This window comes from Streptomyces sp. T39 (assembly GCF_008042045.1).
Taxonomy (GTDB): Bacteria; Actinomycetota; Actinomycetes; order Streptomycetales; family Streptomycetaceae; genus Streptomyces.
Genome location: NZ_RDBP01000059.1, coordinates 55822 through 68564, shown reverse-complemented (window position 1 = coordinate 68564; position 12743 = coordinate 55822). Strand labels below are relative to the sequence as shown.

The following is a 12743-nucleotide window of genomic DNA, read 5'->3' as shown; positions in this document are numbered from 1 at the left end:
ATGACCGGCACCGCCGCCCCTGCCGCACAGCAGGACCAGGACATCCCGGAAACCGTCCAACGGCTCCGCGCCACCTTCGACTCGGGCCTCACCCGGCCGGCCGCCTGGCGCCGCCGACAGCTCCACGCCCTGCGACGCATGCTGAGGGACCACACCTCGGCCATCGAGGAAGCCCTCTACGACGACCTGCGCAAGGGGCGTACCGAGTCGCACCTCACCGAGATCGGCGGAGTCCTTGCCGAGATCGAGCACACCCTGCGCCACCTCGACCGCTGGATGAGGCCCCGGCGGGTCTCCGTACCGATGAACATCAAGCCTGCGACGGCCCGGATCCACTCCGAACCCCTCGGCGTCTGCCTCATCATCGCGCCCTGGAACTATCCGCTGACGCTCACCCTGAACCCCCTGGTCGGCGCGCTGGCCGCCGGCAACGCGGCCGTCGTCAAACCCAGCGAGCTCGCCCCCGCCACCAGCGCCCTGCTCGCCGACCTCCTGCCCCGCCACCTGGAGGCCGTCGCTGTCGTCGAAGGAGCGGTCGAGGAGACCACCGAACTGCTCGCCCAGCGCTTCGACCACATCTTCTACACCGGCAACGGCGCGGTCGGCCGCATCGTGGCAGCCGCAGCGGCGAAGAACCTGACACCCGTCACCCTCGAACTCGGCGGCAAATCACCCGTCTTCATCGACGAGACGGCCGACATGGCCGTCACCGCGCGCCGACTGGCCTGGGGCAAGTTCACCAATGCCGGCCAGACCTGCGTCGCACCCGACTACGCCCTCGTCACCCACGCCGCCCGCGACTCCCTCCTGGCCGAACTCCCCGGCGCCATCCAGCACATGTTCGGCCCCGATCCCCGCACCAGCGCCGACTACGGCCGCATCGTCAACGACCGCCACTTCCGCCGCCTGACCGGACTCGTGGCGGAAGGCGATCTCCTGACCGGAGGCGTCTGCGACGCAGGGGACCGCTACATCGCCCCCACCGTCCTGACCGACGTGCCGTCCGGGGCTCCGGTCATGCGCGAGGAGATCTTCGGGCCGGTGCTCCCGATCCTGACCGTACGCGGCGTCGACGAGGCCGTCGACTTCATCAACGCCCGCGACAAGCCCCTCTCCCTGTACGCCTTCACCCGCGACACGACAGCCCGGCAAGCCCTGCTGGAGCGGACCTCGTCCGGCGGACTCGTCTTCAACGCACCGATGATCCACCTCGGCGTCCCGAACCTGCCGTTCGGCGGTGTCGGGGAATCCGGAATGGGCGCCTACCACGGCAAGACTTCCTTCGACACCTTCAGCCACCACAAGCCGGTCCTCTCCAAGCCCACCCGGCCCGACACCCTGCGCCTCGTCTACGCACCCCACACCTCCCGCTCCTTCGCCTTCATCGCCAAGGCCGTGTCCCGAACCCACCCGCTCCTGGGAAGGAAGCGATGAACAGCCGCATCATCCTGCTCGGCGCCACCGGCTACACCGGCGACCTCGTCCTCGACGCCCTGCTGCGCAGAGGTGTCAGGCCTACGGTCGCCGGCCGCAACCCCACCGCCCTGGCGGCCCTGGCCGAACGCTTCGGCGGGCTCGATCACCTCGTCGTCGATGCCACCACCCCCGACGGGCTGAAGCGGCACCTGCGGCGTGGCGACGTACTGATCACGACCGTCGGCCCCTTCGAACGCTTCGGCTTCCCGGTCGCGCAGGCCGCCGCCGACGCCGGAGCCCACTACCTCGACTCCAGCGGTGAAGTCGGATTCGTCCGCACCCTGCACACCCTTCACCACCACCGCGCCCGTGACACCGGGGCGGTGATGCTGCCGGCCTTCGGCTACGACTACGTGCCGGGCATCCTCGCCGCGGCCCTCGCTCTCCGGCAGGCAGGGGAAGCCGCGACCAGCGTCGACATCGGCTACTTCGCCACCGGGCCCATCTGGCGCGGCATCAGCCAGGGCACACGCACCACCATGCGCGACGGAATGACCCTGCCCTCGGCACGCTGGCACCGGCGCGTACTCGTCGACGAACGCACCGCTTCCCGCGTTCGCCGCTTCACCGTGCGCGGCCGTCGAAAGTCGGCGTTCCTCGTCTCCGGCACCGAAGTGCTCTTCCTGCCCGGGGAGTTCCCCTCACTCGAGGACGTCACCGTCTACAACGGCTGGTTCCCTGAGCTCAGCCGCTTCCTCTCCGCCTACTCGGCCCTCACCCACGCCACCACACGCCTTCCGGCAGGCGGCAAGGTGACCGACGCCCTCACCCGGCCCCTGCTCCTCGGCCCGCCGGGCGGGCCCGACGCCGCCTTGCGCGCACGGATTCCCTCGCACGTCGTCGCCGTCGCCTCCGCAGGCCGAGAGAATCAGGGGCCACTCGCAGAGGTCCACCTCGAAGGCCCCAACCCCTACAGCCTCACTGGCGAACTCATCGCCTGGGCGGCCCACCACATCGCCACCCGCGCAGGCGTCACACCCGGTGTCGTCGGACCTGTCACGGCCTTCGGGCTCGACACGCTCCACCAGGGTTGTGCCGAGCTCGGACTCGTCACCGTCTGAGCCGTCGGCGGCCTCGATCCCTGCCGGAGAACCTCTGCGCGACCTCGGCGGCCCCACAGGTGAGGACCATCTGCGCGCCGGCCCGGCGGCTGCCGGCGAGGGGCTCCAGGATCGCCTTGTCCCGGTCGATCCAGCCCTTCCCGGCAGCCGTTTCGATCATCGCGTACTCGCCGCTGATCCGGCACGCGCCGACCGGCACGTCCACGGCCGCGCCGACCTCGGGGCGCACGCCGGCGACCTCCTTCTGACCACCGGGTACGCACCCGACCAGATCCGCCACCGCCGGTCAGGCGTCCTTCAGGTGAATGCCCTTCGTCTCCCGCATCAGGTAGCACGCGATGCCGGTGAACGCGCACAACAGCATGATGTAGAAGCTGGACAGCCGCGCCACGCCGAGGTCGATGAAGAGCTGGTTCAGATACGGCGCGGTACCGCCGAACACGGCCACGGACACCGAGTAGGCGAAGCCGATGGCCTGCGTCCGCACCCGCGTCGGGAAATTCTCCGACATCGTGGCCGACAGCAGCGCTCCGGGGATGGCCACAACGGTGAGAGCCACCGAGGCCGCCACCAGCAGCGTCCAGCCCTGCGCACCTATCACGCCCGTGAGCGGGATCTGCAGCGCACTCATCAGCACCGCGAACGTGATCATCATCGGACGCCGGCCGACCCTGTCGGAGAGACGGCCCCACAGCGGCAGCGTCACCAGAGCGACGCACTGCGCCCCCACCGAGCACCAGTAGGCGACGCCTGCGTCCATGCCCTTCTGGGCGATGGCGTAGGTCGAGACATACGAGGTCCAGGTGTAGTGGGCCGCGGTGATACCCGAGGTCATCATGATGACGAGCAGGACCCCACGAGCCACCTGTCCCCTGGGCAGCGGCTGGACCTGGGCACCCGAATTCTCCTCGGCGAACACGTCGCTCTCGTCCATGCTGCGCCGCAGGTACAGCGCTGCCAGGGCCAGGAGGGCGCCGAGGAGGAAGGGGATGCGCCAGCCCCACCGGGCGACCTCACCGTCGGAGAGCACGGTCGTCACGACTCCGCCCACCGAGAAGGCGATGGCCGACCCGCCGAAGATCGCGACGAACACGATGCTTCCCCACAGCCCGCGGCGTTCGCTCGGCGCGATCTCCGCGACGTAGGTGTTGGCCGTCGCGGACTCACCGCCGTGAGCGAACCCCTGCGTCATGCGGGCGAGCAGAAGGATGAGCGACGCCCAGGACCCGAGGGAGGAGTAGGTGGGCATCAGCCCGATGACCAGACTTCCGCCGGCCATCATCAGCATGGTCGTGACCAGCACGAACTTGCGGCCGCGCCGGTCGGCGACCCGCCCGAAGAGGATGCCGCCCAGCGGGCGCATGAGGAAGCCCACCGCGAAGACGGCGAGGGTGGACAGCAGCGCCGACACTCCGTCGGACGCGTTGAACATGACGGTGGCGATGAACGGCGCGAAGACGGCGTAGGCGCTCCACTCGTACCACTCGAGGACGTTCCCGACCGTGCTGGCGACGAGGGACTTCCGCTTCGAGCGCAGGGTGGGGCTCGGCAGGATTCCCTCCCCGGCCGTGTTTCCGGTCTCTGCCTGAGCGTGGCTCACGTGCGGCTCCTTCACTGTTTCCGGGCTGGGGAAGCGAGGTCTGGCATGTGCTGACGTGGAGGTGACGTCAGGACGCGTGACGGGACGCTGCCGGACGTCAGCGGCGAGGTGCTGCGGTCGGGCCCGCGTACTGGGCGGCCACGTCCAGCAGCCGGGGAACACCCGCCTCGAGCGAGGGCCCGAAGGCCGTGTCGTCCGGGCGCTCACCACGCCGCCATCGGGTGTAGATGGCCTCGCAGAAGATCGCCGCCTTCCACAGGGCGAGAGTCTGGTACCAGGGGAGCGGGGTGAGATCGAGGCCCGTGCGGGACCGGTAGCGCTCGGCCAGCTGGTGTCTCGTGAGGTACCCCGGTGCCCGTGTCACCGGGGTGAGTTCGAGCGGGGTGCTCATGACGCTCGCCTCGGAGTAGGTCGCGGTGAAGTAGCCGAGGTCCGCCAGCGGGTCGCCGAGTGTCGCCATCTCCCAGTCGAGGATTGCGAGGATCCTCGCAGGCGCCTGCGGGGCGAACATGAGATTGCCCATGCGGTAGTCACCGTGCACCACGGAGGCGGCCTGGCTCGTCGGCAGGTTGCGGGCCAGCCATTCCGCGATCCACTCCACCGCGGGCAGGCTGCGTGTGGTGTTGACCTCCCACAGACCGCGGAACCGCTCGATCTGGCGCCGGAGGTATCCGTCGGGGGATCCCAGCAGGGCGAGCTCCCCTCGGGTCACGTCGATGCGGTGCAGGGAGACCAGGGCATCGACGGCCGCCTCGCTCGTTGCCCGGCGCTGCTCGACGGAAGAGAGCCGGGCCGGGATCGTGTCGGTGACGACCGTCCCGTCGAGCCGGCCCATGAGGTAGAACGGCACACCCAGGAGCGACTCGTCCTCACAGACGGCGACGATCTCCGGCACCGGTACGCCGTGCCCGCCGAGGAGCTTCTGTACACGGGCCTCGCGCACCATGTCGTGCGTCGACTTCGGCAGCGGCGGGCGCGGACCACGACGCAGGACGACGGACTCGCCGCCACGCGCGATCAGGTAGGTGACGTTGGAGTGGCCGTCGCCGATGCGCTGCCACGCGAGCGGACCACGTCCGAGTCCCTGCGCGTCCAGGAAGGCGGTGACCGCATCGACGACCAGCAGAGGAGGGCTTTCGAGGTGGCGGGCCCGGTCCCAGCTCGCCACGACCTCGATTCCGTCGGGAACGGTGTGCATCACGCGGCCCCGTCCCGCCCGACGACGGCATCGCCCCGGTACTGCTCACCGTCCCGGACCGCAGCACTGCGGCCGGCCGACGCCCGGCGGGCGATGGCCCACCTGTGGGTCTCGTTGGAGCCGTCGTAGATGCGGAACGGGCGGACCTCGTTCAGGTACTGGGCCAGTGGGAGGCCGTCGGAGACGCCGTCGCCGCCGCAGATCTGGACGGCACGGTCGATCACCCGGAAGATCGCCTCCGAGCAGTGCACCTTCGCGATCGAGGACATCGCCGAGCCCGCCTTCGGGTCACCGCCCAGCAGGGCCGCGGTTTTGGTGATGATCGCATCGGACGTCTCGATGTCGATCACGGAATCGGCGATCAGGTGCTGCGCCAGGCCGAGCGTGTCGATCGGACCGCCGAACAGCTCCCGCCGCCCGGCCCGGTCGAGGGCGATGTCGTGCGCCCGCCGCGCCAGCCCCAGCCACCGCATGCAGTGGGTGAGGCGTGCCGGTCCGAGCCGGACCTGTGCGTACCGGAAGCCGAGCCCCACCTCGCCGAGCACGGCCTCGTCGGGGACGAAGCAGTCCTGGAGGTACAGGTGGGGGTGGCCGCCGTCGATGGAGCGGTCGACGGTGTGGATCGCCTCGCCCACCCGGAGCCCGGGGTTCGTCATGTCGACGAGGAACATGGTGGCCCCTTCGGGGGCATCGTCCACCGCCGGGGTCCGCGCCATGACGATGCAGAACCCGGCACCGACGGCGCCGCTGGTGAACCGCTTGTGACCGTCGATGATCCAGCCCCCCGCCGCACGGACGGCCCGGGTCCGCAACGCCGCAGGGTCGGACCCGGCACCGGGGTGGGGCTCGGTCATGCCGAAGCAGGACCGGACGTCTCCCGCAGCCAGAGGCGCCAGATACCGCTTCTTCTGCTCCTCGGTCGCGATCAGGTTGAGCATGTGCATGTTTCCCTCGTCGGGTGCCATGCAGTTGAGTGCGCTGGGGCCGATCGGCGAGTACCCGGCCTCCTGCAGGATCGGCGACCAGTACGCGACGGACACGCCCTGCCCGCCGTACTCCTTCGGCACGAGCGGCGCGAAGACGCCGGCCTCCTTCGCCGCCGCCTGCAGCCGGTCCCGCGTGCTCCGGTCAAGACGTTCGCCGGGCGCGGGCTCCGCGTCGATGACGACCTCGCGGATGAAGCGGCGCGTGCGCTCCCGCAACTCCGCGATCTCGGGCGGAAGGTGAGTGACAGTCATGCCGGTCCTTTCAGGGTGGGTGGCGGTCATTGCGCGGTGCCGTCGGCGACCGTGAGGCCGCCGTCGACGGTGGGGACATGGCCCGTGACCCAGGAGGAGTCCTCCGAGGCCGGGGCGCCCCGGCGGAGGCGAGGGCTGCGGGCCCGCCCGGGCGCTGCTCGGCGCGGGCGAGACCGATGCCCCGGCTCGCTCCGGTCACGAGGGCGGCGCGGCCCGAGAAGCGGCCCGGGTGTGGTTCCGGCTCGACGGATCAGTCCTTCGAGGTGGAGGCCGGCCCGGGGCCGTCGAGGCCGCGGAGTTCGGCGCGCCGGATCTTGCCGCTCTGCGTCTTGGGCAGGTCGGCGATGACATGGATCGTCCGGGGGCACTTGTAGGCCGCCAGCCGGTCGCGAGAGAACGCGATCAGTTCCTCCGCCGTCGCGCTCAGCCCTGCCTTGAGCGAGACGTAGGCGACGACGGTCTCGCCGCGGTACTCGTCCGGCTGCCCGATGACCGCGGCCTCCAGCACCGCCGGGTGCTCGTACAGCGCGTCCTCGACCTCGCGGGGCCAGACCTTGTAACCGGACACGTTGATCTGGTCCTTGAGCCGGTCCACCAGGTACACCCACCCCTGGTCGTCGATGACGGCGACGTCACCGGTACGGAGCCGGCCCTCCGGCATCGTCCGGCGTGTGGCGTCGGGCTTGCCCCAGTAGCCGGGCACCACCTGCGGCCCGCTCAGCTCCAGTTCTCCCTGCTCCCCGTTGGGCACCGGGTCGCCGTGCAGGTCCACGACGCGTGCGGTGACGTGCGGCAGGGGCCTGCCGATGGACAGCGTCCCGCTCGGCGGATGAACGGGTGCCCTGTCTCCCGGAGGCACGGCGATGACGGCGGACGTCGTCTCGGTCATCCCGTAGCCGTTGTGGATGTAGACGCCGAAGCGCTGCTGGAACCGTTCGACGGTCGCCGGCGGTATCGGCGCGCCCCCTGAGTACAGGGCCTTCACCGACGCGAAATGCCTCGCCTCGGCCTGAGGCAGCTCGTGGATCGCGTTGAACGCGGTGATGGAGCCGATCGTGAAGGTCACCCCGTGCTCGGCGAAGGCATCCAGGACGACCTCGGGGTGGAACCGGCCCGTGAGGACGAGCGTCGTGTCGGTGAGCAGGGAGATCGTCGCGTTGACCACCGCGCCCGTGATGTGGAACAGGGGGGCCACGGCGAACACGACGTCCCCTTCGCCCACCCCCATCCACGACGCGCAGGTCGCCACCACGCTCAGGACGTTGCCGTGGGTGTTCATGGCACCCTTCGGCGGCCCCGTCGTCCCGGAGGTGTACGTCAGGAACGCGACGTCGTCGCGGGTCAGGTCCACGGGCGAGGGCCGGCGCCCGTCGAACGCGCCGATCAGGGCCACCAGATCGCCGTCCGGCGCGGGGGCGGGTCGCTGCGTCGTGGTGTAGACCCGCGCATCGTTGCGGGACTGGTAGTCCAGCGCCGACGTGCTGATCAGCCAGCGGACCGCGCTCCCCGCCAGTGTGTCGAGCGTCTCGTCGACGTCGGCGTCCGCGCACACGACCCCGACCGCCCCGGAGTCGTCGATGATCCGGCGGAGCTCCTGGCGCCGGTACATCGGGTTGAGTCCCAGTGCCGTGGCCCCCAGTTTCCACAGGGCCAGCAGCACCAGCGCGTACTGCGGAATGTTCTGCAGGTACACGCCGACGCGGTCACCCCGGCTGGTTCCGCGGGCCTCGAACGCCGCGGCCAGGGCGTCCGACGCCGCGTCGACCTCCCGCGCGGACAGAGCGCCGTCGAAGAAACGGAGCGCTGTGCCGTCCGGACTCTTCGCCACGCGTGCCTTCCAGGCGGCCACGAGCGAGTCCGGGACCTCATGCGTGTGCGCGTCGACCTCGGCGAGGGGCAGTGCGTCCCGCGAGGGTTCCTCATCCACCGTCATGTGCTGTCCTTCCCGTCCACACTGACCTCGGACGCATGGATACCGAGCGGTCGCTCGGCTACCGAGCGATCGCTCGGTAAAGTGAAGGGGTGGCGCCGAGGCATGTCAAGAGGTCTGCCGCAGGGCGGAGCGTGCCGACGCTGCATACTGTGCCGACACGGCGAAGATCCGGGGGAGAGGAGCACTGTGGCGAACACTCAAGCCAGGGCGGGCTGGAGGTCGTACTCGAGCAACCCCCTGCCGCCGATCCTCCGCACCGCACTTGCCTGCTTCGTGGAGCACGGCTACCACGGCACCTCGATCCGCCAAGTCGCCACGCGCGCGGAACTCTCGGTGCCGGGGCTCTACTACCACTACCCGTCGAAGCAGGCTCTGCTCGTCGCGATCGTCTCCCACGCCATGGACGACCTGTGGGAGCGCAGCACCGCAGCCCTCGAGGAAGCCGGCGACGACGTGCAGCGACGCCTGGACCTGCTCGTGGAGTGCCTCGTACTGTTCCACGCACACCGCAGGGACCTCGCCTTCATCGCCTACAGCGAGATCCGCAGCCTCACCGGAGAGGCACGCACCACGTACATCGGGGCGCGAGACCGGCAGCAGCGGCTGATGGACCAGGTGGTCGGGGACGGTGTCGCGCAGAAGGTCTTCACCACCCCGTACCCGCGAGACGTCAGCAGGGCCATCGTGACCATGTGCACAGGTGTCTCCCAGTGGTACCGCGCCAGGGGAGAACACAGTCCGCGGCAACTGGCGGAGCGGTACTGCGCCATGACACGCATGACGGTGGGCGTGCAGATCGAAGCGCAGCCCTGACGCATCGTCGGTACGGCCGGCGGCCCGCGGAGGACTGAGCGGGCGCCCGAGTTGGGCGCCGACGTCGAGGCCGACCGCTGCCGCGCCGAGGGCCCCGCCAGGCACGGTGACCACGACGTGATCGCCGAACTCGTCGGCACTGTCTGCCTGGAGCGCGGCATCCGCTGACTGCGGGAGGCCGAACGCGGCCCTCCCTGTGGCGTGGGCCGGCCGGCCGCGGCGTTCCTGAGGGCTGGGGGCCGGATCAGCCGGGCTGCAGGGTGGCGGCCGCGGCGCGGATGAAGGTCATGGCGGTCTCCAGGTCCCCCGGATCGGACTGGTGGGTCAGCTCGCTGATCACGCTTGCCACCGTGGCCGCCAGGATGCGCGGAGCGAAGTCGTCGGGTCGCCAGCCCTGCTCTTCGGCGAGAAGCCGGGCGCCGTCCTGGACGACGTCGGTCAGCCGTCCCCGGCAGAGTCCCTTGAGCTGGGGGTTCGCCTGGAGCATCTGATCGTAGAGCTCGTCGAACTCGTCCTGGGAGTCGGCCTGTTCGCGCATCCACTGTTCCACGGTGTCGAGGATGCCCTGGCCCGCGGGCCTGGCGTGCAGCGCTGAGGCGAGCTGGTCGACGAACGCGTTGAAGTGCTCCATCGCGAGCTCGAGCTTGGTCGGGAAGTACAGCGTGACCGTGCGCGGTGAGACCTCGGCCGCCTCCGCGATGTCGGCGATGCTCGTGGCGTCGAAGCCCCGTTCGGCGAACAGCTCGTAGGCGGCGGTCAGGATCGCTTCCCTGCGCCGCGCCTTGCTGCGTTCCCTGAGGCTGTCACCGGTCATGAGGCAAGAGTTTACCACCGGCGGCTAAATTACAGTCGACTGTAAAAATGCGTTACTGTGCAATGCGGGGTGGAGGTATGCCGTTCCGCCCCGTCCACCATGCTTTCGCACCCTGGCTTCCTCTTGGTCAGGGTATTGACCGGTTAGGAATGGTTCGATGGCCTCACGCCTGTACGCCTGGGCGCGCTGGATGGTTCGCCGACGCCGCTGGGTGATCGCGACCTGGATACTCCTGCTCGCCGTCGTCGGCGGACTGGGAGCGACCCTGCACGGAAAGACGTCCACGCAGTTCACGATCCCCGGCGTCGAGGCGCAGGAGGCCCAGGACCTTCTCAAGGAGAAGTTCCCGCCCGCCGCCGGCGGTGTCGTGCGCATCGTGGTCGCCGCTCCCGAGGGCAGGACCGTCACGGAGCCGGCGCAGCAGAAGGCGCTCGGCAGCGTTCTGCGCGAGGCCGCGACCGTGGACGGCGTCATCGACGTGTCCCAGCCGGCCGAGGTCGGCGCGGTCTCGGCCGACCGGACCATCGCCTACTCCGACGTCCGGTTCACGGACGAAGCCCCCGAGGTGACGGAGGAAGCCAAGGAAGAACTCGCCGCCGCGGTCGAGCCCCTCCGTGAAATCGGCATGCAGGTCGAACTGGGCGGCTCCGCCATGCTCCCGCAGACCGAAGCCGGAGGCGTGGCCGAACTCGTCGGCGTCGTCATCGCCTTCGTGATCCTCGCCGTCGCACTGGGCTCCGTCGTCGCGGCCGGACTGCCGCTGCTGACCGCCCTCGTCGGCGTCGCCATCGGCCTGCTCGGCACGATGTTCGTCTCCGGCTTCGTGGAGATGACCGGTACCGCGACCGTACTGGCCCTGATGATCGGCCTCGCCGTCGGCATCGACTACGCCCTGTTCGTCATCTCCCGGCACCGTGAACAGCTCGCCGACCCCGACGCCGACTGGGAGGAGTCGATCGCACGCGCCACCGCCACCGCCGGCAGCGCCGTCGTCTTCGCCGGCGCCACGGTCGTCATCGCACTCGCCGCGCTGGCCGTCACCGGCATCCCGTTCCTCACCATCATGGGCCTGGCCGGAGCCGGAACCGTCCTGATCGCCGTTCTGGTCGCCATCAGCCTCCTCCCGGCCGTCCTCGGAGTGTTCGGCGAACGGATGCGCCCGCGCACCGCCAAGCAGAAGAGCGAGCGCAGGAACCGCGCTCCCGGCTCCTGGGGCCTGGCCTGGGCTCGCGGCGTCACCCGCACGCCGGCCGTCGTCCTGGTCGCCGGCATCCTGGGCCTGCTGGCTCTCGCCCTGCCCGCCAAGGACCTGCGCCTGGGCCTGCCCAGCTACGCCGCCCAGCCCGAGGCCAGCACCCAGCACAAGAGCTACGACCTGCTCAGCGAGGGCTTCGGTCCCGGCTTCAACGCCACCCTCGTCACCGTCGTCGACACCGAGAGGATCCCGCAGGACCAGCGGCAGGTCGCCGTGGCCCAACTGCGCGGCACCCTGGTCGCCGACGGGAACGTGGCCGCCGTATCGCCTCCCGTGCCCAGCCCCTCCGGCGACGTCGTGGTCATGGCCGTGATGCCGAAGTCGAGTCCTGACGCGGAAGCCACCACCGACCTGGTCCATCGCATGCGCGATCAGGCGCCCCAGGTCGCCGACGCGGGCGGAGACCTCTACGTCACCGGCCAGACGGCCATGGCGATCGATGTCGCCGACAAGCTCGGTGACGCACTGCCCCTGTTCATCGGCGTCATCGTCCTGCTCGCTCTGGTCCTGCTGGCCATCGCCTTCCGGTCGGTCCTCGTGCCCCTCAAGGCGGCACTCGGATTCCTCCTCTCGGTCGGTGCGAGCCTGGGCGCCTCCGTCTGGGTCTTCCAGGAGGGCCACCTGAACGGCCTGCTCGACGTGTCAGCAGTCGGACCGGTCACCAGCTTCCTCCCGATCCTGCTCACCGGCGTGCTCTTCGGCCTGGCCATGGACTACGAGGTGTTCCTCGTCAGCCGGATGCGCGAGCACTACGAGCACAGCCAGGACGCGGCCGAGGCCATCGCCCAGGGTGTCTCCAGCAGTGCGAGAGTCGTCCTGGCCGCCGCACTGATCATGGTCGCGGTCTTCGGCGGCTTCGTCTTCAACGAGGATCCGATCGTCAAGGCCATCGGATTCTCACTCGCCTTCGGCGTGTTCGTCGACGCCTTCGTCGTCCGCATGACGCTCGTGCCTGCCGCCATGGCCCTGCTCGGACGACGCGCATGGAGCATGCCCCGCCGGCTCGACCGAATCCTCCCGGACGTCGACATCGAGGGCGCGCGTCTGCCCGCCCCCGCTCCGCCCCAGCAGGCCGCGCACCCGCGAACCGAGGAGGAGGCCCCGCGCCGGAAGACGGCCACCCGGGTCTGACGGACCCACGCCGAACTCCGGGCCCGTCGACGTTCGGGTGGCGTGGACGGCCCCGGACACGACACCCTGCACCTCCCCTGGGACGAGGAGGTGCAGGGTGTCATTGCACATCAGGAACAACGGGCGGCCTGCCGGCCCCTTGCGGCCGCGGACGGCCGGGAGCGCCGCGCCATGTCTGCTGCCGCCCGCGGATCGGAAAGCAGCCGGCCCGTCGGTTCCCCGAC

Annotated in this window: 9 protein-coding genes and 1 pseudogene; 4 read left to right on the top strand and 6 right to left on the bottom strand. The window is 70.2% G+C overall.

Annotated elements, in window-relative coordinates; all coding sequences use genetic code 11:
- Complete coding sequence (locus tag EAO77_RS34650; protein WP_147992292.1) at positions 1-1434, top strand: aldehyde dehydrogenase family protein; 1434 nt, start codon at positions 1-3, stop codon at positions 1432-1434.
- Positions 1431-2537 (top strand): saccharopine dehydrogenase family protein, encoded by a 1107-nt coding sequence (locus EAO77_RS34645; RefSeq protein ID WP_147992291.1) that lies wholly within the window; start codon positions 1431-1433, stop codon positions 2535-2537. The genes EAO77_RS34650 and EAO77_RS34645 overlap by 4 nt, the downstream gene beginning before the upstream one ends.
- Here the strand turns inward: EAO77_RS34645 and EAO77_RS34640 are convergent.
- From EAO77_RS34640 to EAO77_RS34620, 5 genes and pseudogenes are all read right to left on the bottom strand, one after another.
- Positions 2527-2814 (bottom strand): annotated as a pseudogene (locus EAO77_RS34640) (porphobilinogen synthase); the annotation flags it as partial. The gene EAO77_RS34645 and the pseudogene EAO77_RS34640 overlap by 11 nt on opposite strands.
- A gap of 9 nt (positions 2815-2823) precedes the next feature.
- A complete protein-coding gene (locus EAO77_RS34635) occupies positions 2824-4137 on the bottom strand; it encodes an MFS transporter (RefSeq protein ID WP_222723734.1) in 1314 nt (437 codons plus the stop codon).
- A 97-nt stretch (positions 4138-4234) separates the two neighbouring features.
- Positions 4235-5335 carry a phosphotransferase family protein gene (locus EAO77_RS34630; RefSeq protein WP_261994286.1) on the bottom strand — a complete coding sequence of 367 codons (1101 nt, stop codon included), beginning with the start codon at positions 5333-5335 and terminating at the stop codon, positions 4235-4237.
- On the bottom strand, positions 5335-6573 hold the full coding sequence (locus EAO77_RS34625; protein ID WP_187283543.1) for an acyl-CoA dehydrogenase family protein: 1239 nt from the start codon (positions 6571-6573) through the stop codon (positions 5335-5337). The genes EAO77_RS34630 and EAO77_RS34625 overlap by 1 nt, the downstream gene beginning before the upstream one ends.
- Positions 6574-6823: 250 nt before the next feature.
- The gene (locus tag EAO77_RS34620) at positions 6824-8506 is read right to left on the bottom strand and encodes a class I adenylate-forming enzyme family protein (RefSeq protein ID WP_147992287.1); all 1683 of its coding nucleotides are present in this window, start codon (positions 8504-8506) and stop codon (positions 6824-6826) included.
- A gap of 186 nt (positions 8507-8692) precedes the next feature.
- Between EAO77_RS34620 and EAO77_RS34615 the strand changes: the two genes are divergently transcribed.
- A complete protein-coding gene (locus EAO77_RS34615) occupies positions 8693-9319 on the top strand; it encodes a TetR/AcrR family transcriptional regulator (RefSeq protein WP_261994285.1) in 627 nt (208 codons plus the stop codon).
- Positions 9320-9563: 244 nt separating this feature from the next.
- On the opposite strand, the gene EAO77_RS34610 is transcribed toward EAO77_RS34615, so the two are convergent.
- Entirely contained in the window at positions 9564-10133 is a 570-nt protein-coding gene (locus tag EAO77_RS34610) for a TetR/AcrR family transcriptional regulator (RefSeq protein ID WP_147992285.1), read from the bottom strand.
- A gap of 157 nt (positions 10134-10290) precedes the next feature.
- Here EAO77_RS34610 and EAO77_RS34605 point away from each other — a divergent pair, with 157 nt between their 5' ends.
- Positions 10291-12519 carry an MMPL family transporter gene (locus tag EAO77_RS34605; RefSeq protein WP_187283542.1) on the top strand — a complete coding sequence of 743 codons (2229 nt, stop codon included), beginning with the start codon at positions 10291-10293 and terminating at the stop codon, positions 12517-12519.
- Positions 12520-12743: the final 224 nt, after the last annotated feature.

Coding starts and splice junctions, on each gene's coding strand:
- EAO77_RS34650 (WP_147992292.1), top strand. CDS start 1: ATGACCGGCACCGCCGCCCCTGCCGCACAGCAGGACCAGGACATCCCG.
- EAO77_RS34645 (WP_147992291.1), top strand. CDS start 1,431: ATGAACAGCCGCATCATCCTGCTCGGCGCCACCGGCTACACCGGCGAC.
- EAO77_RS34630 (WP_261994286.1), bottom strand. CDS start 5,335: ATGCACACCGTTCCCGACGGAATCGAGGTCGTGGCGAGCTGGGACCGG.
- EAO77_RS34625 (WP_187283543.1), bottom strand. CDS start 6,573: ATGACTGTCACTCACCTTCCGCCCGAGATCGCGGAGTTGCGGGAGCGC.
- EAO77_RS34620 (WP_147992287.1), bottom strand. CDS start 8,506: ATGACGGTGGATGAGGAACCCTCGCGGGACGCACTGCCCCTCGCCGAG.
- EAO77_RS34610 (WP_147992285.1), bottom strand. CDS start 10,133: ATGACCGGTGACAGCCTCAGGGAACGCAGCAAGGCGCGGCGCAGGGAA.
- EAO77_RS34605 (WP_187283542.1), top strand. CDS start 10,291: ATGGCCTCACGCCTGTACGCCTGGGCGCGCTGGATGGTTCGCCGACGC.